Consider the following 17,252-nt stretch of genomic DNA (forward strand, 5'->3'; position numbering starts at 1 on the left):
AGATCTCGATAACTAACGAGTTCATTAAGATAACGTTTAGTAGCGTTCAGTTTAGATTCTTGAGTAAACTTGGCCATTTGTGCTGGTACCTCCTATTGTTGGTTGGGGTGTCCAACAATAGGGGTGCAACTCAGCTTTGCCCTGTGGGGTCTCACCTGTCCAGCATTTCCCGCAGGAGTCGAGCACCTTCCGCTTCAATCAACTATTAGAGTTTTTCTTTCTAATCCCAATAAAAAGAGCGGTTGAAAAAGGAACTTCCTCCTTCAACCACTCTTTTTTTGTTGGAAAGATGGTAAAATCAATCTTCCACTTCTTCCGTTCTGACAACCAGTACGTCGCAGTGGGCGGCTCTTGTGATGTGTTCGGAGACGCTGCCGATGAGGAAGCGTTCGACGGCGTTGAGGCCGGTGGCTCCGCATATGATGAGGTCTGCTTTGACGTTTTTGTTTGCTTCTTTTGGGATGATCACTTTCGGGGAGCCGTATTCGACATAGGTTTTGACTTTGGTCAATCCGGCTTTAACCGCTTCTTCTTTGTACTCGTTTAATAATTCTTCAGCATACTTGATGGCTCTTTCACCTACTGTGCGGTCGTAGGATTCGATGGCCGCGAAAGAGCGGGTGTCGATGACGTGGATCAGGGAAAGAATGGCGTCGTTCCGTTTGGCGATGGCAATCGCTTTTTTGAAGGCCCATTCTGCTTCCCTTGATCCATCTACAGCTACTAATATGTTGTGATATTTTAAACTCATTGTGATCCCCTCCTTATATTCATCATACTATATTTTCCCACTTATATCTGTAGCCAATTTTCGAACAATAAGAGTGAATAGACTACTTATTTTTAAGGGGGAATCACCATGAAGAAGAAGGATCCGAAAGAACAGTTCACATATGATGAAAATGCGAATCAAGAGGTTAGCCAGCAGATCATGGATTCGTATACAAGCGGTGTCATCGATACGGAAAATGGTCAGTATGGGACATATGAAAACGAACAATATGAAGAGTAGGTAAAGGAAAAGCTTGCAGAGACAGTGAATGTTTCTGCAAGCTTTATTTGACGCGTTTTTATTATATTCTTAAATTCTATGAAGCATAACGCTTATTTTTTTTCGTGAATTCTTCCAAAACCTCTGGACGGACAACAATTGTTGTTTTATCTGTATCATTTTAGAAATAGAACCGAGGAACAGCTGACGTTCCATCAAATCTGCTCCTCGGTTTCTTATAGTGTCGGAAGTTGTAAAGCGGTGTCAATATTCTTAAGGTTGAGATCCAGCTGCTTATTGGTATCAAAGGCATGGTACCAGCCTCGTTCCACCATATAACTCGAAATTTGTTCGTGCAAATCAAGCGCTTCTTCCAAATGCTTGGTCAGCATTTCTTTGACTTCCGGCGAACCCGATTCAGTGACAGCCATGGCGTAATTTCGCACGCCGCTTTTGGCTGCAATAAGAAGGTCCATCGCCACGACCTGGTCTGTGAGTGCTTTCATCCCAGTTAAGTTTTCTACTACAAAATTCATGTATGTTCAACTCCTCATCATTGTTTTGCTTTGGATAGAATATCGGAGAATTCACCTAATTGACGAGTAGAAATTTCTACATCTTTCTCCATGATTGTTTTCAGTTTTTCATCGGAAACAAGGACTCTCATTGTTTTAGACTTGGTCAAACAATTGGTTTTAAAAGCCGCCATTTCCTGGACTTCAAGGACTTCATGTAATGCATGATCCATATAGTGACCTCCTTTGCTTTTGATGCAGTTTAATCAGATACTTATTGATTGCGAATTAAATGACAGGTCTTTTTTTATGGTTTAAGAACAACCTTAATGCAATTATCAGTTTTTGTATCAAAGATTTCATATCCACGCTTGGCTTCGCTTAAGGGAATTACATGGGTAACGATATCTCCCAGATCAACCTTTCCTGACGTGACCAATTCATACATATGAGGCATAAGGTGTATCATCGGGGCTTGTCCGGAGCGGATATTGACGTTTCGCTGCATGATGTCTCCAAGCGGGAAACCATTATATCGGCCGCCGTATACACCTGTGATCTGGATGGTTCCTGCCTTCCGTACTGCCTGGGACGCGATGATGAGGGCACTCATGGTACCGCCTTGAAGTTTTAATCCAGTTGCAAGAAACTCCATATCGTTCATCTTTCCGTCCATCCCGACCGCATCAATGACAACATCGGCGCCTCCTTTGGTAATCTCCTTAAGATAGCTGCCAACATTTTCGTGGTCTTCAAAATTGACGATTTCTACTTTGTTTGTTCGTTTTGCATGATCCAAACGGTATTTGACATAATCTACAGCTATTACCCGTTTTGCGCCCTTCATCCAGGCGAATTTCTGAGCGAATAATCCAACCGGGCCGCAGCCAAGAACAATTACCGTATCTCCTTTTTTAACACCTGCATTGTCAACACTCCAAAACCCTGTGGACATTGCATCCGCAATACAGCTTAATTTTTCATCCGGTTCCTCGCAGGATTCAGGAATTTTGAAGTGGGTGAAATTGGCAAAAGGGACTCTGAGATACTCAGCCTGACCGCCTGCAAAACCGCCGGTAGTACCTGAGTAGCCGAAATAGGCTCCCATGTCGCCATTGTCATTGGAATTATCGCATTGGCTTTCCAGCTGATTTTTACAATAAATACATTCCCCACATGCAATATTGAACGGTATGATGACGCGGTCTCCTTTTTTCAAGTTCTTTACGTCTGGACCAACCTCTTCGACGATTCCCATCGGTTCATGTCCGATGACATAGTCTTCTTGCATATTGGGAATCATTCCATGGATCAAATGAAGATCTGATCCGCAAATAGCGGTACTGGTGATTTTGACAATCATATCATCCGGCTTTTCAATCTTTGGATCTGGAACTTCTTTCACTTCGACATTCTTGATGCCTTGATAGGTTACTGCTTTCATGCTGATTTACCTCCAGTGTTATTGTTCATCCGGTGTTCGATCGAACATTCCTTTTCTGTTAGTGTCAACTGGGAACAGGTTCATATTTCCGATCATATTCGTATTCTTGGCAGAGAGCTGATCCAATTGATACTGTTCACTCAGGTCATGAGGATGGAACCATTTTTTCTGCACCATCAACTCTGTGATTTCCTGGTGCATGGCGATGCCTTGAAAAAGCTGTTTCCGAAGTGCTGCTCTTAATTGTGGTGTCGTGGTTTCCGTTAAAGCAACAGCCGTATTTCTAACACCCTCTTTTGCACGAACGAGAAAATCCATTGCAAATGTCATGTCAGCAAGTTCCGGCATATTCAGTGCATTAATGGGATCTAAATAATCTTGGTTCAATGTACGTTACCCTCCTTATCATCGATGATTGGTGTCGGGCGGCTCTGGGGAACCGGGGCTTCGAATGGTGCGTGTTTATAGATCTGCTGTAATTCAGCAAGATCCAGCATGGATTGCTGCATATCTTTTTCCATCAACTCTTTTAGGTCCTGGTCAAAAACAACACCCTGCATCAATTTAGACTTTGCTACACATAATGTTTTGAAATTTATCACTTCATGCAGATCCAGTGATTCGTGTGGTGCCAATTGATACTTATCCAATGAAACTGACCTCCTTTATCACTACTTGTTACGATTGTAGTGTCTCCTGAGGGAGTGGAGGTATTCTTTAAAAAAGTTACGTTTTTTGGAAGTATAAGCAAGAGATATAAGAGAACTTGTTTTAGCACAATTCACACAGAAGTTCCGTATGAGAGGGCCAAAAAAGGTATTTCATTTGGTTATTTAAAAAAAGAGACCGAATAGTTGTAACCGAAATGCAGGTGTTTTTTTCATTTGTCAACCCATAATCTCTGTAATACTTCTATTGCAATGGCAGGAAACAAATACAATAATAGAAAAAAGGAGGAATTGGAGTGCAGAAAATCGACGAACAACAAATTCATGGAGAAAACTACGACCAGATTTACGAAAAAGTAAAAAATGATCAGTATGCCCTGTCATTAGGCATTCAGTTAACGAAATTTGAGGCTGGCTTTGCTGAAGCTGTGCTGGAAGTGCAAAACCATATGGTCAATGCACACGGAACTGTACACGGGGCAGTCATCTACGCATTGGCTGATCATGCTTTTTCTGTGGCCTGCAATGCTTATGGGAAAACGTCAGTAGGTCTTTCGACCAATATTCAATTTATTGCTGCAGCCATTCCAGGGGACAAAATTACAGCACGAACAACTGAAATTAAACGGAACTTCCGCACAGGGTTTTATAGGATTGATATCTTTCATGATGAAAAAATGATTGCGACTATGGATGCGGTGGCTTATCGAAAGGATCAATATTTTATTGATCTTGATGAAAAAGGTTAAGGCTGAAAACTCAAAGCATGCCTTTGGCAGCTTTCGATTCACTTGATGTTCACCGGGCATCCCTTTCGTGGATGCCCTGTTTCGGTAAGATGGGGACGGTTCTTGGTTGACTATTTTTACAAGGGAACCACGCGGTCAGGTACATTGGCTCTTAAAAGGGCTATGGATCCAGATGAACTGCCAAGCAATAGTGTGAAAAGCCATAAAGTGATTTTGGATGAATTTTTATCTAACCATTATAGAAAAGATGTATAACGTTTTATCTATGCTCCACCGACAACAGACAGCACTGGAATAACAGCGAGAACACGGTCGTTCATCCAAGAAGGATAAACGGCTATTTTTGTTGAATTCCTTAAGTAACAAGTAGCTCTGGTTAATGGAAGAAGGAAAAACCAAAATAACAACCTGGTAAATGCAAGGATATAAGGGATTGATCACATAAAGGAGATGAAGTCATGAAATTACTGCTTACATCCGCAGGCGTCAATAACAAAAGCATACATGAAGCATTGGTTACGATGCTCGACAAGCCGATCGAGGATTCCACGGCCCTCTGCATCCCCACAGCCATGTATGGACACCCCTGGGTCGGCCCCGGCGTCAGGACATGGGAATTCATCAGCGGGAATTCCGAGAATCCAATGGTTGACCTTGGATGGAAGTCTGTCGGCGTGCTTGAACTCACAGCACTGCCAAGCATCAATAGAGACCGCTGGGTGCCCCTTGTAAGGGAAACTGACGTCTTTCTTGTATCGGGCGGCGATGCCCTCTACTTGGCTCACTGGATGCGACAATCCGGCCTTGGGGATCTTTTGCCTTCGCTGAACGCAGTTTATGTGGGAATGAGCGCAGGGAGCATGGTGATGGCTCCTAACATCGGGGAAGACTTTGTTGGCTGGAACCCTCCAAACGGCGGGGATGCAGCGCTCGGAATGGTTGATTTTTCAATCTTCCCGCATCTGGATCACGAGATGCTGCCGGAAAACACGATGGCTGATGCAGAGAAATGGGCTGAAGGAATGAAGGGTCCTGCATATGCAATCGATGATGAGACTGCCATTAAAGTGGTAGATGGAGAAATCGAATTGGTTTCGGAGGGGAATTGGAGACTGTTTTCATAAGGGTTAATACCTCTTTATAAAAATAAAAATTATAGGTGGGTCAATGATTAATAAGATTGGATTATTAAATGTTACTAAACGGAAAATAATAGTTTCTGTGATACTGTTGGCTTCCATAGGAGCCATTATGTTTGTCTGGTCAGAGCTCCGTGGCAGGATGTACGATCTTGATTACACTCCAAAGGCAAGCCAAATGTCATTTGAGTTCAAGACGCCAACAAAGGTTCCATTTTCGGAAATGAAAGTGACCGATTTCTCAGTTGGAGAAGTGCAACAGGAAGCAGAAATTTCGTTATTGAACGCTGATATAAATATGATGGACATCCGAATTTCGTCATCAAAGCCAGAGTATGAAGCAGATAAGATCGAAAGGGTCAAAATCGGACATGATATGTATGGTGATTTCATCTCGGATGACTCCGGCAGAAGAATCCTTGCCTGGAAAGATGTAAAGTATTATGAATTGATTTATTATCCTAAACTATCCCCAAAAGAAGTGAGTAAAACACAGTTGATTCAAATGGCAGAGTCTTTTCAATAAAAATTTCAGGTGGGAAGAAGCAATGAAGTGGAGAAATTATCTAGGCAGTTTATCGGAAGAATGTCAGTTCAAAGCACCAGCAACTGAATCTGAGATCTCGACAATCAAAGAAACCTTGAAGCTTGAACTGCCGGGGAAACTTGCCCAATTATACAATGAGACAAATGGAGTCTTTGGCAACTATGGCATATCATATATTTGGTCAACAGAACAGGTGGTTAGGGAAAATATATTTTGTAGAACAGGTCTTGAATTTAGTGAAAATATGAATTCTTTGTTGTTTTTCTCCGATGCAGGCAATGGTGATTTATTTGGTTATTCGCTTGTAAAGGGCAGAATACAGTCTGAGAATATCTACATATGGAATCACGAAGATCGAAATCGACGAGTAGTGTCAACGTCTCTAGACAAGTTTATTGAAGGATGGATTACGGGAGAATTGAATGTTTAAATAACCACGGCAAAAGCTGAAGATCGAATTAAACATCTTCAGCTTTTTATAAATTAGGTTGACACCATCCGCTACTTTGTCATACTATATAGTGGTAGTTAGTATTACTGAGTACGTAGTATGAAGTAGGGGGTGAACATTTGGAAAACTTAACAGAAATGTTGAAAGGGGTTCTTGAAGGCTGTGTCCTTGAGATCATCAGCCGTGGTGAAACGTATGGCTATGAGATCACACAGCAGTTGAGGGAACTTGGTTTCACGGATGTGGTGGAAGGCACCGTATACACCATTACCATGCGACTTGAGAAAAACAATCTGGTGAATATTGAAAAGAAGAAATCCACTGTAGGGCCTCCGAGGAAATTCTATACTCTGAATGAAGCAGGGCAGGAGAAGCTCGAGATTTTTTGGGGGAAATGGGAATTCCTTTCAAGCAAGATGAACGAACTCAAAACAAAAGAAATCATAAGGAGAGGATAACATGAAATTTATTGAAAAGATTACGGGAAGTATGGCCGACAAACGTGAATGGAGAGCAATGGAAGCCCGTGCGAAGACACTGCCAAATGAGTACCTGAATGCCTACAAGGCGATTCAGAAATACATGTGGACTGCAGGTGGTCTCACAGACTGGAAAGATATGAGCCGGATCTTTAATGGCATTCTGGATCTGTTCGAAGAAGGAGCGGCAGAAGGTAAGGAAGTCACTGATCTCACTGGGGAAGACGTTGCCGGATTCTGTGATGAACTGGTGAAAGACTCGGAAAAGTGGAGTGACAAGCATCGGGCGAAGTTGAACGATACGATCGGTCGTGGGAAAAAGTGAATCCAATCAGTTATACCGACTGAATGCTGGGTGATAAAGTCTGATCCGGCACTATTCAGTTGTTTTTTTACCACAGTAGTAAGTGTTACTGATTACCAGTAACACTAAGTAGTGATAGATAAAAAAGGAGGAAAACACATGAGTCATGCAGCGATTTCAGTAAAAGGATTGAAAAAGTCGTTCAAAGACAAGGAAGTCTTAAAGGGTGTGGATTTTGAGGTGAAGCGCGGGGAGGTATTCGCGCTTCTCGGTTCCAATGGGGCGGGGAAGACAACGATCGTCAATATCCTTTCGACGTTATTGAAGGCGGATAGCGGAAATGGGAGTGTGTGCAGCTTTGATGTGCAGCACCAGCCGGATCAGGTTCGGCAGAGCATCAGTCTGACAGGACAGTTTGCAGCCCTGGATGGTATCCAGACCGGCAGGGAAAATCTGATCATGATTGCGAAGTTACGGGGAGTGTCCAATCCGTCCCGAATCGCAGAGGATCTCCTGACAAGATTCAGTCTGACGGACGCTGCCGACAGACGTGCGGATACGTACTCTGGCGGAATGAAGCGCCGGCTTGACATCGCCATGAGCCTGATCGGGGCGCCGCCTGTCATCTTTCTCGATGAGCCGACGACTGGCCTTGACCCGGAAGCAAGGATGGAAGTCTGGGAAACGGTTAAGGAGCTTGCCCGTGGCGGAACGACTATCTTACTGACGACCCAGTATCTGGAGGAAGCAGAGCAGCTGGCGGACAGGATCGCCATCCTCCATGGAGGGAAAATCATTACGACGGGTACCCTTACTGAACTGAAAGCCATGTTCCCGCCTGCGAAAGTGGAGTATATCGAGAAGCAGCCGACGCTCGAGGAAATCTTCCTCTCGATCATTGGCAAAAAAGGAGGAAATGAAAATGAACAGTAACACAGGGGTATTATTTGGACGGCTGATGCGTGGCATTTTACGGAGTCCTGATACAATTATCACGGTTGCTGTTACGCCGATTATGATGTTGCTGTTGTTTGTTTATGTATTTGGCGGTGCCATCGAGACAGGGACGGACAGCTACGTGAATTACTTGTTACCCGGAATTCTGCTGATTACGATTGCATCTGGTGTCGCTTATACATCGCACCGACTCTTTACGGATGCGAAGAGCGGACTGATGGGGCGGTTTAGTACAATGCCGATCAAGCGCTCCTCGATATTATGGGCACACGTACTGACTTCCTTAGTATCGAATTTTCTTGCCGTTATGGTCGTCATTCTCGTTGCGCTGTTGATGGGCTTTCGTTCTGGTGCTGATATATTGGAATGGCTCGCAGTCATCGGGATAATCCTCCTGTTCACGCTTGCCTTGACATGGCTTGCAATTATTCCGGGATTGACCGCAGACTCGATGGAAGGGGCGACGGCATACTCATACCCGCTGATCTTCCTCCCGTTTATCAGTTCAGCCTTTGTTCCTACGGAAACGATGCCAACCGTTGTACGGTTGTTTGCTGAGAATCAGCCCGTGACGTCCATCGTGAATGCGATTCGTGCCCTTTTGAATGGGGGACCGGTTGGTAACGATATCTGGACCTCCCTTGCATGGTGCATCGGTATCATGGTCATCGCTTATTTTATTGCCAGTAAGATATTCAAACGCCAGTTAGGATGAGCTCAAAAGGTAAGCAGAAAAATATTATAACAAAAAAGATGGATAGTCTTTATAACCTCCTGGATGTGGGTGGACGCAAGAGAGTTTGGTAACCAAACGGACTTTTGTGTCTTCTTTTTTTATTGAAATGTGGTGAATACATGAATGTTTTCATAGAATTTTTCGCTGAATGGAGGAAGTATCTTGATGGAAATGGAATACCATTAGTATAGTATTTGGCTTATATTATGATCTACATGAAATTCGTGTATTTTGAAGTGAAGATAACGAGAAAATCGGGAAGGAGGTCGTTCCTATGTTGTTTATGATGATTGTCAAAGCCTCGACAAATTCCGAAGGCGGAAATCTTCCGTGCCCAGAACTCATGGACGCAATGACGAAGTACAATGAGGATCTAGTGGAAGCAGGCGTGCGGGTGATGGCGAAAGGACTTCATCCGAGTTCGAACGGTATCCGCATTTCGTACCCGGAACCAGGAGGAAAGCCGGTCGTGACAGAGGGTCCTTTTAAAGTGGACGGGTTAGTGGCAGGGTTCTTCCTCATCGATGTGAAGTCGAGGGAAGAAGCCATCGAGTGGGCCCTGCGTGTGCCGGACCCTCAAGGGTATGGGGAAGGACAGGTGGAATTGCGGCAAGTCTTCTAAGTAACGGAACAGAAGGGAAAAGATGAATGATCTAGTGAACGATTGACTTGTAAGTGAAAAACGAAAGGGAGCGATTATAGATGATAAAAGGTTTCGGAGGTATATTCTGGAGAACGAAAAACCTGGATGCTTTAAAGAAATGGTACAGAGAAGTATTAAAGCTTGAAATGGGAGATTGGAACGGAACCATGATTAAACAGGATCCAGAAAATGAAACAATCTTTTCTTTCTTTACGGAAGAGGATCCATATTTCCCGACAGAACAGCAGGTGATGTTGAATTTCCAGGTGTATGACTTAAACGAAACAATGGAGCATCTTGAACGAATGGGTGTACCCCTTGCAAAGGACAAAGAAGTGAGTGAATTTGGTCAGTTTATTTGGATTAAAGATCCTGAAGGCAGGCTGATTGAGCTTTGGGAGAAATAATGGGCGGTGGCCATGCAGATAGGAGCGTCGTTTCTTTATGGAATTAACATCGTCACAGCGTCAGGCAATCGATTATTTTACGGCCAATGCCTTAAAGCATAAAGCGGATGCGAAGGCTACCATTCATCATGTCCTGAACATGTCCAATATATCAGTTGAAGTGTTTGAACAGGCAGTCAATCTTATTAAAACCCACGCACAGATCGGTTTGCACTTCCATCCGGATCGACCGACTTCCACGATGAAGACCGTTGCCCAATCCCTTCTTGAACATGGGGAATATAAGAGTCAGTTCGAAACATTCATATCGAATGGGAAGGTGTCCCCCCATTCAGGTGGTGACCGGGATAGGTGGGAAGAGAGTATGTTTGGAGGAGCTTACCAATCGGACGGTACCTTGATGAGCGATCGGCCAAAGTACGGGGCATTGAATCTGATGTTACATCCGGATGGTCCTTCCCCGCGGTTTGGGTCGTGCTATTTTTTGTTATCACCTAAAGTTTCATCCCGTTCAACCTTTACATATTTGGACTCACATCAAAACCCACTTGAGAAGGGGACATATCAAGAATTTGATATGATATTAGCTGCGCTTTTGGAAGAGATATTTTTAAGAGATTTTGCACTTGGAGAAAAGGATTTGACTCCGGCAAAGTTCATTCATCACCTATTGAATCATCTTGAACATGGCAGGAAGGAAAGCTTGGCCAATCGAAATTTGAATCATTATATAGAATCCCAGATTCACGGGCCGATTTCTCTGAAAGAAGATGTGGAAGTGTTGATTGCCGATCCATCTTTTAAGGGTACAACAGTCGGTAAAACTTTGGAGCAACTGTGCTCCAAATTTTCCATTGATCTTCAGTGGCACATGGGTTTTATCCTCCATGTAGATGATGTTCCTTCTGATTTCAGGGGGCCATCCATGCCTTCACTTTCAAAGCGGATAGCAGATGAAAATAGGATTGATGCACACACAATCGGGCAGGCAGTCCTAAGTGTGAAGCAGAATCCGGGCAGCTGGAAGGATCGGGGAACATATGAAGAGGTACTGCAGGAATTAAAGCTTTTGTGGCATGTGTTGGTGAAGTACGGAAGAACGGTGGTGAAATGATGGAGGTTGGTTCGTGGAGAAAAATTTATTTACCAGTCATTCTTTTGGCCATACTGTTATTCTTGGCTTTATTAAATATTGATTCTCTCGGAAAAGCACAAGATGCTTGTATAAGTAACGATAAGGTTCCAATGGTAGAAAAGACAATATTGGCATTTCATTGGAGTGTTCATTGTAAGTAATGTTAATCTAACACAAAATGGCCCTGAATCATTGAGTCCTCCATTCAATAGATTCAGGGCTTTATATTTTAGATAGTTATACAGCCGGTTAATCTCCTCTCTTCTACAACGCTTACGAAGTTAGCTGACGGATTCGGGAGGTATAAGTCTCCCGGTCATATGACTTCACCCCATGAATAGGTGTCATCCATTCCTTTGGTTTCTCCGCTCCTGTGGGATTCAGCGACTTAGTTCAGATGTGATGAAGATCTTCATTGCTTTCCAAGTTGAGAAAATGAATGATTATACAATTTTGATTAGTTTTCTAACAGCTTTTCCAAGTTCTTATCGAGTACGAATACCTCCATGCGCTCTCCCGTTTTTGTACTGATGTCGCTATGGCTCGATAAGACCTTGCAATTTGTATGTTGCTCTACAATTTCTTCAATGTTTTGGCTGTACATTTCCCGCAGTACCTGTCTCATCTGTTTAACGAGCACTCTGCCTTTATCATGTTCGACAAGGTGTTTTTCTTCAACGGTTAGCACCCCTTTGAATCGGGCAATGACCATGTCCTCTAGGATGTACGTTCGTGTTTCCTGTGGACCGCGGCCGATCAGTTCTCTTTGCATCTTTATAAATGCTTCACTCAATTCAGCCTCTAATCGGCGTTTAGTCGTTTTCATATTTCCTTCCCCCTAATGACTAACGTAATAATTCATGGACTATCTTACTCAAGTGTGTTAAAAGTTGTCAATCTATAATTTTGAGTTAAGTAGACTAAGAGAAAAAATCCGATTCGATTAGGAATTAAAAGGAATCGATGGTTTTTGTCAGAAAAACATTCAAATTTAGCTGGATACGGCGTTTTTTATCCGTTTACAAATTTCATAAGCCGGGAGTAATATAGTCCTTGTAAAGCACAACTCAATATTTCGGCCTAGTCTCGGAAACGAGAACGGAGGACCCAATCAAGTGGGGTTAATTCTACAAGTGTAGAAGGGATGAGATTAAACTCTTTCGCCATCCTACCCGTCAGCTAACTTCGTCGGCTAAAGCGAAGGAGGTCATAAAGACCACCTTTTTCAGGGGGCTTTTTTTGTTGTTTCATAATGGCAAAAGGGGCAGCCTGATGATCAAGTAGGTCTTTTTATAATGCCTATTTTCGAAAAAGTGAACATGGAAGACAGAATGCATAGAAGGCTTAAAGGAGCCTGCTAGGCGTTAAGTAGACCAATGTATACTTTTTCTCCAGATGAACAAGAGATGATAGAAAATCGCATCTATACAGGGTGCTGATTGTTCTTTGCTTTTGTCAATCGTCTGGGGGAGAAGTGTATGTTGGTCTATTTTTGTTTCTGAAGACGGATTTTTCTTCCTGATGAGGGGATCTGTTGGAAGAGACGGCCCATGTTTTTTCGAGGGTATGACTCTCTGCAGTTTGAAATGGTAGAGGTGTGATGATACAGAACGAAAGGAGGATTTATGTGTGTACGCAGGAACGGCAAAAGGACACAACGCTTGTTTGTATTCCCTCTTATGAGGTGCTGCAGGAAATAGAGGGTTGCTTAAATCTTTCCCATGATTGTTGTTTTGTTTCCCCCAGTCCACAAGTGGTTGAGATTCTGAAGTGGCGGGGGTTCCAACATGTCATGGGTTTGGGGGTGAATGAAGAATTCATTGATCACCGCCACCACCTCAATAAGGTCATCGTGTTTGAGAATCACTTTTTCGATACGTTAACGATGATGAGGATCATTCATAACAGTACATCAGCACCCATCATTGTCGTCACGATGACACCAGGGTATCCAGTAAGACTGTATCAATCCATCGGAGCAAGATATGTGGTGTATACAAAGAGCAGGAATGTTTCGTTTTTCTTCAAATAATATCAGGAGGTTATACACATGTTGGATATCATAATGATCGTTCTATTCATCATCCTTCCGGCGCTTATGTCGGGACTTATTAATTGGTCTTCCACTGTTGTCGATCAGGGTGGTAAGGACTCATGATGTTGCTACTTGGGATTACTGCCATGATTACACTGTATTTATTTTATGTATTGTTTCATCCAGAAAAATTCTAATTAGTTGGAGGTATCATAGGTGATTACGACCATTCTATCGATCATCATTACATTAGCGGCAATGATTCTGATTGCAAAGCCTGCAGGGGTCTATTTGGCAAAGGCGTTCGACTATAATCAAACGCCTTTAGATAAAGTTTTTGGCCCATTCGAACATCTACTCTTCAAAGTCAGTGGAATAAAAAAAGTGAACCAGACGTGGAAGCAATACGCATTGGCCCTTGTCTTCACGAATGGTTTCATGATTTTCCTTGTGTATCTTGTATTCAGGCTGCAGGGGGTCCTTCCCCTGAACCCGGGTGGAAATCCGGGGATGGATCCCACTCTTGCCTTTAATACAGCCATCAGCTTTATGACCAATACGAACCTCCAGCATTACAGCGGGGAATCCGGTCTTTCCTATCTCGGACAGATGATCGGGATTCTGTTCATGATGTTCGCTGCACCGGGAACTGCCCTGGCAGTAGCCATCGCCTTTGTCAGGGGACTATCAGGAGCAGAAATCGGTAACTTCTTTGTCGATTTATTCAGGGCCATTACCCGCGTGCTATTGCCAATCGCCTTTATTACAGGCTTTATTTTCATAGCGCTCGGAGTTCCGCAGACGCTTGAGCCATCGGTTACAGTGAATACGGTTGAGGGTGGTACCCAGGAGATTGCCCGTGGCCCTGTCGGAACATTCCTGTCCATTAAAGAACTTGGGAATAACGGGGGAGGATTCTTTGGTGTCAATTCGGCCCATCCATTTGAGAATCCGAACGCCATCAGTAATTTCATTCAAATCCTTTTGATGTTCCTGCTTCCCTCCGCCCTCCCTTTTACGTATGGAAAGATGGTCGGGAATCCGAAGCAAGGACGTGTCCTGTTTGTATCGATGGTGATGGTTTTCGTTGTATTTCTTTCAACGGCCCTATTCTATGAAACACAAGGAAATCCGGCACTGAATGCCATGGGGATCCAAACTGATCAAGGAAGTATGGAAGGGAAGGAAGTCCGCTTCGGTACCGGTCAATCGATTCTTTATGCCATGGTCACGACGGCGACGGAAACAGGTGCCGTCAATACGATGCATGATACGTTAACCCCGATCGGCGGGATGCTGGCCCTTACGAATATGTTGTTGAACACCGTATTCGGTGGAGTTGGCGCCGGTTTCATCAATGTGCTCATGTATGCCATGATCGCTGTGTTCCTTTCAGGATTGATGGTTGGACGCACTCCGGAATTCCTTGGCAAAAAAATCGAAGGCAGGGAAATGAAGATGATTGCCATTACGATGCTTATGCATCCCCTGTTGATATTGGGGGCATCTGCCTTTGCGCTTTATACTCCTCTTGGGGTGGGAGCCATTTCAAATAGTGGATTTCATGGTGTATCCCAAGTGGTTTATGAATATACGTCATCCGCTGCAAACAATGGATCGGGATTTGAAGGACTTGGGGATGCCACTCCATTCTGGAACATCTCGACGGGCGTCGTGATGTACATTGGAAGATTCTTCGGTCTGGTGACGATGCTCGCTGTTGCAGGATCCTTCGCATCCAAAAGAATGGTTCCTGAGACGATCGGAACGTTCCGAACGGATACGTCCTTATTCGGAGTGATCCTGATTGGGACATTCTTTGTCGTCGGGGCGTTAACGTTCTTCCCGACACTCGTATTGGGTCCGGTAGCAGAATATCTGACATTGTAGATGGGAGTGGAAGAAGTGGCAAATCCATTATTGAAAGAGACAAATAAGGTCGCTGAATTTAGAGGGAGAGAACGAAACCGTCTTTCCCCCGAGCGGCCCAATCTAAATGAACAGAAGGATGGAAATGACATGAAGAATAAAGGGATGGTCAAGCAGGCCTTGAAGGATTCTTTCGTTAAGCTTGATCCAAGAATCATGATAAAAAATCCAATCATGTTTGTAGTGGAGATTGGATTCATCATTACATTCATATTGTGTTTTGCACCTGATGCATTTGGACCCAGTGATGTAGCACCCTGGTTCAATGTGACAGTCAGCCTGATTCTATTATTTACACTGCTCTTTGCCAATTTCGCCGAAGCATTGGCAGAAGGCCGCGGGAAAGCACAGGCAGATTCATTGAAAAAGTCCAAACAGGAGATGTCCGCCAATCTGCTTCGGGGAAATGGAAAAACGGAAAAAGTGGCTTCCACCTCTCTCAAGAAAGGGGACGTGGTTGTCGTCTCACAAGGTGAGATGATTCCAGGTGACGGAGAAGTGATTGAAGGTCTTGCCTCGGTGGATGAATCTGCGATTACGGGTGAATCTGCTCCGGTCATCAAAGAAGCCGGTGGCGATTTCAATTCTGTCACCGGAGGAACGAGAGTCGTCAGTGACCAGATCAAAGTCCGAATCACACGTAACCCTGGTGAATCGTTCTTAGACCGGATGATTTCATTGGTGGAAGGGGCAGAGCGTCAGAAAACCCCGAACGAAATCGCCTTGAATACGGTTTTAACCAGTTTGACGCTAATCTTCATGATTGTGGTCGTCACTCTTCCTTTCTTTACGAATTATCTGGGATTCTCCCTTGAAATTCCTGTATTGATTTCACTCCTCGTCTGTTTGATCCCGACGACCATCGGTGGATTGTTATCGGCAATCGGGATTGCGGGAATGGACCGTGTCACTCAGTACAATGTACTCGCCATGTCCGGTAAGGCAGTTGAAGCGGCAGGGGATATCAACACGATCATTCTGGATAAAACCGGTACCATCACATTCGGTAACCGTATGGCCAGTGAGTTCATAACAGTAGGGGATTCATCGAAAGAAGAGTTTTTCTACTGGACAGGAATCAGTTCGTTGCAGGATGAAACACCTGAAGGACGTTCCATCATTGAATTGTTGAAAGAGAAGGGAACCGAGCTCGATGCTTCCATGGCAGCAGATGGACAATTCATTGAATTTAAAGCCGAGACGAGAATGAGCGGGGTGGATTTGAAAGATGGCCGACAAGTACGTAAAGGGGCTGTGGATTCAGTCAAGACGTGGGTGAAAGCTCAAGGAGGCACAATCCCTGCAAATCTTGAAGAAGAAACGAAAGAAATCGCTAAAGAAGGCGGTACTCCATTGGCTGTAGCGGTGGAAGGACAAATCTATGGATTGATCTATTTGAAAGATACGGTGAAACCGGGAATGAAGGAACGCTTTGAAAAACTCCGGCAAATGGGCATCAAGACCATCATGGCTACAGGGGACAACCCGCTTACGGCTGCCACGATTGCACGTGAAGCAGGGGTGGATGAATTCATTGCGGAGTGTAAACCGGAAGACAAAATTGAAGTGATCAAATATGAACAATCCCAAGGGAAATTGGTAGCGATGACAGGTGATGGTACGAATGACGCGCCAGCACTCGCCCAGGCAGACGTGGGGCTCGCCATGAACAGCGGGACCACAGCTGCAAGAGAAGCGGCGAATATGGTGGATTTGGATTCCAACCCGACAAAGATCATTGAAGTGGTTTCAATAGGTAAGCAATTACTCATGACCAGGGGGGCGCTGACCACGTTCAGTATCGCCAACGATATCGCGAAATACTTCGCCATCATCCCTGCCATGTTCATGCTTGCGATTCCAGAGATGACAGCATTGAATATCATGGGTCTGTCTACACCCATATCGGCCATCCTGTCGGCACTGATCTTTAATGCCGTGATCATTCCATTATTGATTCCCCTAGCCATGAAGGGGGTCGCATACAAACCGATGAGCTCCAACTCATTATTGAGACGGAACTTAACGATTTATGGTCTTGGAGGTGTATTGGTTCCATTCATAGGAATTAAATTGATTGATATGGCGATTTCATTATTCATATAAAAAGGATAGAAAGGAAG

The 17,252-nt window shown here is 44.1% G+C and carries 23 protein-coding genes and 2 riboswitches; of the genes, 16 read left to right on the plus strand and 7 right to left on the minus strand.

What is annotated here, in order from left to right; all coding sequences use genetic code 11:
• Nucleotides 1-298 precede the first annotated feature (298 nt).
• Nucleotides 299-751 (minus strand): universal stress protein, encoded by a 453-nt coding sequence (locus tag NQ095_RS07390; protein ID WP_258262850.1) that lies wholly within the window; start codon nucleotides 749-751, stop codon nucleotides 299-301.
• Between the two features lie 108 nt (nucleotides 752-859).
• On the opposite strand from NQ095_RS07390, the gene NQ095_RS07395 reads away from it, so the two are divergent.
• A complete protein-coding gene (locus tag NQ095_RS07395; protein ID WP_258262851.1) occupies nucleotides 860-1,012 on the plus strand; it encodes a hypothetical protein in 153 nt (50 codons plus the stop codon).
• A 215-nt stretch (nucleotides 1,013-1,227) separates the two neighbouring features.
• Here NQ095_RS07395 and NQ095_RS07400 read toward each other — a convergent pair whose 3' ends face one another.
• The 5 genes from NQ095_RS07400 to NQ095_RS07420 form a co-directional block, all read right to left on the minus strand.
• On the minus strand, nucleotides 1,228-1,527 hold the full coding sequence (locus NQ095_RS07400) for a spore coat protein (RefSeq protein WP_258262852.1): 300 nt from the start codon (nucleotides 1,525-1,527) through the stop codon (nucleotides 1,228-1,230).
• A 17-nt stretch (nucleotides 1,528-1,544) separates the two neighbouring features.
• On the minus strand, nucleotides 1,545-1,739 hold the full coding sequence (locus NQ095_RS07405) for a hypothetical protein (RefSeq protein ID WP_258262853.1): 195 nt from the start codon (nucleotides 1,737-1,739) through the stop codon (nucleotides 1,545-1,547).
• Between the two features lie 74 nt (nucleotides 1,740-1,813).
• A complete protein-coding gene (locus NQ095_RS07410; RefSeq protein WP_258262854.1) occupies nucleotides 1,814-2,950 on the minus strand; it encodes a zinc-dependent alcohol dehydrogenase in 1,137 nt (378 codons plus the stop codon).
• Between the two features lie 18 nt (nucleotides 2,951-2,968).
• Nucleotides 2,969-3,337 (minus strand): spore coat protein, encoded by a 369-nt coding sequence (locus tag NQ095_RS07415; protein WP_258262855.1) that lies wholly within the window; start codon nucleotides 3,335-3,337, stop codon nucleotides 2,969-2,971.
• Nucleotides 3,334-3,600 carry a spore gernimation protein GerQ gene (locus NQ095_RS07420; RefSeq protein WP_258262856.1) on the minus strand — a complete coding sequence of 89 codons (267 nt, stop codon included), beginning with the start codon at nucleotides 3,598-3,600 and terminating at the stop codon, nucleotides 3,334-3,336. The genes NQ095_RS07415 and NQ095_RS07420 overlap by 4 nt, the downstream gene beginning before the upstream one ends.
• A 314-nt stretch (nucleotides 3,601-3,914) precedes the next feature.
• On the opposite strand from NQ095_RS07420, the gene NQ095_RS07425 reads away from it, so the two are divergent.
• The 11 genes from NQ095_RS07425 (at nucleotide 3,915) to NQ095_RS07475 (ending at nucleotide 11,144) form a co-directional block, all read left to right on the plus strand.
• Nucleotides 3,915-4,367 carry a PaaI family thioesterase gene (locus NQ095_RS07425; RefSeq protein ID WP_309137622.1) on the plus strand — a complete coding sequence of 151 codons (453 nt, stop codon included), beginning with the start codon at nucleotides 3,915-3,917 and terminating at the stop codon, nucleotides 4,365-4,367.
• A gap of 458 nt (nucleotides 4,368-4,825) precedes the next feature.
• Nucleotides 4,826-5,491: a Type 1 glutamine amidotransferase-like domain-containing protein gene (locus NQ095_RS07430; RefSeq protein ID WP_258262857.1), complete on the plus strand. Its 666-nt coding sequence runs from the start codon at nucleotides 4,826-4,828 to the stop codon at nucleotides 5,489-5,491.
• Between the two features lie 43 nt (nucleotides 5,492-5,534).
• Nucleotides 5,535-6,032 carry a hypothetical protein gene (locus NQ095_RS07435; RefSeq protein ID WP_258262858.1) on the plus strand — a complete coding sequence of 166 codons (498 nt, stop codon included), beginning with the start codon at nucleotides 5,535-5,537 and terminating at the stop codon, nucleotides 6,030-6,032.
• A gap of 22 nt (nucleotides 6,033-6,054) precedes the next feature.
• Nucleotides 6,055-6,483 (plus strand): SMI1/KNR4 family protein, encoded by a 429-nt coding sequence (locus tag NQ095_RS07440; protein ID WP_258262859.1) that lies wholly within the window; start codon nucleotides 6,055-6,057, stop codon nucleotides 6,481-6,483.
• A gap of 140 nt (nucleotides 6,484-6,623) precedes the next feature.
• Nucleotides 6,624-6,962, plus strand: a complete 339-nt coding sequence (locus NQ095_RS07445) for a PadR family transcriptional regulator (RefSeq protein WP_258262860.1) — start codon at nucleotides 6,624-6,626, stop codon at nucleotides 6,960-6,962.
• Nucleotide 6,963: 1 nt separating this feature from the next.
• On the plus strand, nucleotides 6,964-7,308 hold the full coding sequence (locus NQ095_RS07450; RefSeq protein WP_258262861.1) for a DUF1048 domain-containing protein: 345 nt from the start codon (nucleotides 6,964-6,966) through the stop codon (nucleotides 7,306-7,308).
• 138 nt (nucleotides 7,309-7,446) lie between these two features.
• Complete coding sequence (locus NQ095_RS07455) at nucleotides 7,447-8,220, plus strand: ABC transporter ATP-binding protein (RefSeq protein WP_258262862.1); 774 nt, start codon at nucleotides 7,447-7,449, stop codon at nucleotides 8,218-8,220.
• Nucleotides 8,210-8,959 carry an ABC transporter permease gene (locus NQ095_RS07460; RefSeq protein WP_258262863.1) on the plus strand — a complete coding sequence of 250 codons (750 nt, stop codon included), beginning with the start codon at nucleotides 8,210-8,212 and terminating at the stop codon, nucleotides 8,957-8,959. Before NQ095_RS07455 ends, NQ095_RS07460 begins: the two co-directional genes overlap by 11 nt.
• Before the next feature lie 295 nt (nucleotides 8,960-9,254).
• Nucleotides 9,255-9,602, plus strand: a complete 348-nt coding sequence (locus NQ095_RS07465; protein WP_258262864.1) for a YciI family protein — start codon at nucleotides 9,255-9,257, stop codon at nucleotides 9,600-9,602.
• Between the two features lie 80 nt (nucleotides 9,603-9,682).
• Nucleotides 9,683-10,030, plus strand: a complete 348-nt coding sequence (locus NQ095_RS07470) for a VOC family protein (protein WP_258262865.1) — start codon at nucleotides 9,683-9,685, stop codon at nucleotides 10,028-10,030.
• A gap of 37 nt (nucleotides 10,031-10,067) precedes the next feature.
• The gene (locus NQ095_RS07475) at nucleotides 10,068-11,144 is read left to right on the plus strand and encodes a DUF3626 domain-containing protein (RefSeq protein ID WP_258262866.1); all 1,077 of its coding nucleotides are present in this window, start codon (nucleotides 10,068-10,070) and stop codon (nucleotides 11,142-11,144) included.
• Nucleotides 11,145-11,420: 276 nt separating this feature from the next.
• A riboswitch (cyclic di-AMP (ydaO/yuaA leader) is annotated at nucleotides 11,421-11,561 on the minus strand.
• Nucleotides 11,562-11,622: 61 nt separating this feature from the next.
• Here NQ095_RS07475 and NQ095_RS07480 read toward each other — a convergent pair.
• Nucleotides 11,623-11,991: a Na-translocating system protein MpsC family protein gene (locus NQ095_RS07480; protein WP_258262867.1), complete on the minus strand. Its 369-nt coding sequence runs from the start codon at nucleotides 11,989-11,991 to the stop codon at nucleotides 11,623-11,625.
• Nucleotides 11,992-12,232: 241 nt separating this feature from the next.
• Nucleotides 12,233-12,374: riboswitch (cyclic di-AMP (ydaO/yuaA leader) on the plus strand.
• 418 nt (nucleotides 12,375-12,792) lie between these two features.
• On the opposite strand from NQ095_RS07480, the gene NQ095_RS07485 reads away from it, so the two are divergent.
• The 4 genes from NQ095_RS07485 to kdpB all read left to right on the plus strand — a co-directional run bounded on the left by NQ095_RS07485 (nucleotide 12,793) and on the right by kdpB (nucleotide 17,235).
• Complete coding sequence (locus NQ095_RS07485) at nucleotides 12,793-13,197, plus strand: hypothetical protein (RefSeq protein ID WP_258262868.1); 405 nt, start codon at nucleotides 12,793-12,795, stop codon at nucleotides 13,195-13,197.
• Between the two features lie 149 nt (nucleotides 13,198-13,346).
• Entirely contained in the window at nucleotides 13,347-13,397 is a 51-nt protein-coding gene (locus NQ095_RS22565; RefSeq protein WP_375162824.1) for a potassium-transporting ATPase subunit F, read from the plus strand.
• A 31-nt stretch (nucleotides 13,398-13,428) separates the two neighbouring features.
• Nucleotides 13,429-15,090 (plus strand): potassium-transporting ATPase subunit KdpA, encoded by a 1,662-nt coding sequence (kdpA, locus tag NQ095_RS07490; RefSeq protein ID WP_375162825.1) that lies wholly within the window; start codon nucleotides 13,429-13,431, stop codon nucleotides 15,088-15,090.
• 129 nt (nucleotides 15,091-15,219) lie between these two features.
• Nucleotides 15,220-17,235, plus strand: a complete 2,016-nt coding sequence (gene kdpB / locus NQ095_RS07495) for a potassium-transporting ATPase subunit KdpB (protein ID WP_258263150.1) — start codon at nucleotides 15,220-15,222, stop codon at nucleotides 17,233-17,235.
• Nucleotides 17,236-17,252: the final 17 nt, after the last annotated feature.

It is taken from the genome of Rossellomorea sp. SC111, assembly GCF_024733565.1.
Classification (GTDB): Bacteria; Bacillota; Bacilli; order Bacillales; family Bacillaceae_B; genus Rossellomorea.

Bases quoted from the DNA above. Each gene is read 5' to 3' on its own strand.
- NQ095_RS07395 (WP_258262851.1), top strand. From the start codon at position 860: ATGAAGAAGAAGGATCCGAAAGAACAGTTCACATATGATGAAAATGCG.
- NQ095_RS07460 (WP_258262863.1), top strand. From the start codon at position 8,210: ATGAACAGTAACACAGGGGTATTATTTGGACGGCTGATGCGTGGCATT.
- NQ095_RS07455 (WP_258262862.1), top strand. From the start codon at position 7,447: ATGAGTCATGCAGCGATTTCAGTAAAAGGATTGAAAAAGTCGTTCAAA.
- NQ095_RS07405 (WP_258262853.1), bottom strand. From the start codon at position 1,739: ATGGATCATGCATTACATGAAGTCCTTGAAGTCCAGGAAATGGCGGCT.
- NQ095_RS07480 (WP_258262867.1), bottom strand. From the start codon at position 11,991: ATGAAAACGACTAAACGCCGATTAGAGGCTGAATTGAGTGAAGCATTT.
- NQ095_RS07400 (WP_258262852.1), bottom strand. From the start codon at position 1,527: ATGAATTTTGTAGTAGAAAACTTAACTGGGATGAAAGCACTCACAGAC.
- kdpB (WP_258263150.1), top strand. From the start codon at position 15,220: ATGAAGAATAAAGGGATGGTCAAGCAGGCCTTGAAGGATTCTTTCGTT.
- NQ095_RS07450 (WP_258262861.1), top strand. From the start codon at position 6,964: ATGAAATTTATTGAAAAGATTACGGGAAGTATGGCCGACAAACGTGAA.
- NQ095_RS07410 (WP_258262854.1), bottom strand. From the start codon at position 2,950: ATGAAAGCAGTAACCTATCAAGGCATCAAGAATGTCGAAGTGAAAGAA.
- NQ095_RS07465 (WP_258262864.1), top strand. From the start codon at position 9,255: ATGTTGTTTATGATGATTGTCAAAGCCTCGACAAATTCCGAAGGCGGA.
- NQ095_RS07430 (WP_258262857.1), top strand. From the start codon at position 4,826: ATGAAATTACTGCTTACATCCGCAGGCGTCAATAACAAAAGCATACAT.
- NQ095_RS07440 (WP_258262859.1), top strand. From the start codon at position 6,055: ATGAAGTGGAGAAATTATCTAGGCAGTTTATCGGAAGAATGTCAGTTC.
- NQ095_RS07475 (WP_258262866.1), top strand. From the start codon at position 10,068: ATGGAATTAACATCGTCACAGCGTCAGGCAATCGATTATTTTACGGCC.
- NQ095_RS07470 (WP_258262865.1), top strand. From the start codon at position 9,683: ATGATAAAAGGTTTCGGAGGTATATTCTGGAGAACGAAAAACCTGGAT.
- NQ095_RS07390 (WP_258262850.1), bottom strand. From the start codon at position 751: ATGAGTTTAAAATATCACAACATATTAGTAGCTGTAGATGGATCAAGG.
- NQ095_RS07435 (WP_258262858.1), top strand. From the start codon at position 5,535: ATGATTAATAAGATTGGATTATTAAATGTTACTAAACGGAAAATAATA.